This window comes from Actinoplanes sp. NPDC048791 (genome assembly GCF_040650095.1).
GTDB lineage: Bacteria > Actinomycetota > Actinomycetes > Mycobacteriales > Micromonosporaceae > Actinoplanes.
The window spans coordinates 1-1,989 of record NZ_JBEZGQ010001316.1 but is presented as its reverse complement, the minus strand read 5'-3'; the positions used below and the strand labels follow the sequence as shown (position 1 = coordinate 1,989).

At 73.5% G+C, this 1,989-nt stretch carries 3 protein-coding genes; all 3 read left to right on the top strand.

The annotated features are described in order from the left end of the window. Positions 1–763, top strand: a 763-nt coding sequence (locus tag AB0C29_RS45835; protein WP_360834292.1) for a hypothetical protein, incomplete at its 5' end; no start/stop codon positions are given. A gap of 92 nt (positions 764–855) precedes the next feature. Next, positions 856–1,419 carry a DUF4142 domain-containing protein gene (locus tag AB0C29_RS45830; RefSeq protein ID WP_360834290.1) on the top strand — a complete coding sequence of 188 codons (564 nt, stop codon included), beginning with the start codon at positions 856–858 and terminating at the stop codon, positions 1,417–1,419. Between the two features lie 7 nt (positions 1,420–1,426). Beyond that, the coding region (locus AB0C29_RS45825; RefSeq protein ID WP_360834288.1) for a hypothetical protein at positions 1,427–1,989 on the top strand (563 nt) is incomplete at its 3' end.

The window sequence follows — 1,989 nt, the reverse complement described above, 5'->3', positions numbered from 1 at the left end:
GGCGGCGGCCGGCTGGCAGCGACCCCGGTTCGACCTGCCCGTCTTTCCCTTGACGCCCGGCTGGACGCCGCCCGGTGCGGGCACCGCCCGGGTCGGCCGGGTGGGACCGAACGTCCTGCTCATCTACGGGGACTCCGCCGACCGGGCCATGGAGCTGTCGGTGGGGCCGCAGCAAGGGGAGTGGTGGGTCGAGGGCGACGACCGGGCGACCACCGTGAACGGCCGCCCGGCCCTGATCCGGACCCTGGACGCGGACGTCTACCAGGGCAATCGTCCGGGCGACCGGTACGTGGGCGTGCGCTGGCAGCTCGCCGACGGCCGCTGGGCCCAGCTCGGCAGTGGCAGCCGCAACACCGAGGCCGAGGTGCTGCGCTTCGCCGATGGCCTGCGACCGGTGGCGATGCCGCCCACGCCGCTGCCGTTCGCCATCGCCACGGCACCGCCCGGGCTGGTCCTGCAGACGCTCACCACGGACTATCTGTGCCTGGCGCCACCGGCGACCCTCACCGACGGCGAGAGCGGCCGGGGGATCTGCCTGGGCCTGGGCACCGTCTCGGCGCAGGACAAGCCTTCGGCCGAGGACGAACGGCTCACCATCGGCGGGCGGCCGGCCACTCTCGAGGCCTCGGACCAGGGGCCGGGAACGCTCAACGTGCGGCTCGACAAGAAGCGTCTGCTGTCGATCGCGGTCGAGCAGGCGGACGTCCCTCTCACCCGTGACCAGCTGATCCGCTTCGCGGAAGGCATCACCGTGCCCGAGTGAGACAAGTTGCGTCGATTTCCGCGTCGATTTTCCGCATAGTGGCCGGGCGGCCGGGTAGTCGCCCCGTCACCACGACGAAGGGATCGATGATCATGTTCATCCGACGTGCGGCAGCGGTGGCCGGGGTGGCCGCCCTCCTGCTCCTGCCGGCGACCGCCGCGGCGGCGGCGCCGTCCGACCAGGACACCGCGTTCCTGCGGGCCGCCCACCAGTCCAACCTGGCCGAGATCGCCACCGGCAAGCTGGCCCAGCAGAAGGCGGCCAGCGAGCAGGTGAAGGACCTCGGGGCCCGCTGGGTCGCCGACCACACCAAGCTCGACGCCACGCTGACAGACACCGCCGAGGCGCTCGGGGTGGACCTGCCGGACGCGCCGAACGCCGAGCAGCGGGCGCTGGCGCGGCGCTACCAGGCGGCCTCCGGCAGCGACTTCGACGCCCTGTGGATCCCCACCCAGATGGACGCGCACATGAAGGCCATGCGCCTCGGCGAGCAGGAGATCGCCCAGGGCAGTGACGCGCAGGCCAAGAAGGTGGCGCAGAGCTCCGCGCCGGTGGTCGCCGCGCATCACGGCCTGCTGGAGGACGCCGCGAGCGACCTCGGGGTGCTGTGCCGGTCTGGCCCGGGTCCTGGTCGACCGTTCGCTGGGTACGGGTGACCACGAGGTGCTGCTGGAATCGCTGCGGTTGCTGGACCGGGCCCTGTGCGGCACCCCGGAGGACGACCCCGACCGGCCGCTCTACCTGGCCCAGCAGGCGATCGCCTACCGTGTCGCCTTCGCGCGCACAGGCGACACCGGTGCCCTCGACGCCGCCATCACGCGCTGGCGGGAGGCTTTACGGCTGCTCCCGGACGACCACGCCGACCGGCTGGTCCACCGGGCCAACCTCGCCACCGCGCTACGCAACCGCTTCGAGTTCGCCGGTGACGCCGCGGCCCTCGACGAGTCGGTGCAGCTGCTGCGTGCGGTCGTACGGGAAACGGCAGCCGACGACCCGGAGCTGACCGACCACCGGGCCGCGCTGGCCAACAGCCTGCACCGCGGCGGCGTCGCGGCGGCCGACCCGGCCATGCTGCGCGAAGCCGCGGTTCTGTTGCACCTCGCCGAGCAGGCGTCGGCCGGGTCGCCGTTCCGCCTGGCCCGGCACCGCGCCAACCGCGGATCCGTGCTGCTGGCCACCGCCCAGCTCACCGGCGCCGAGGAGGACCTGCACGCGGCGCGCGAGGT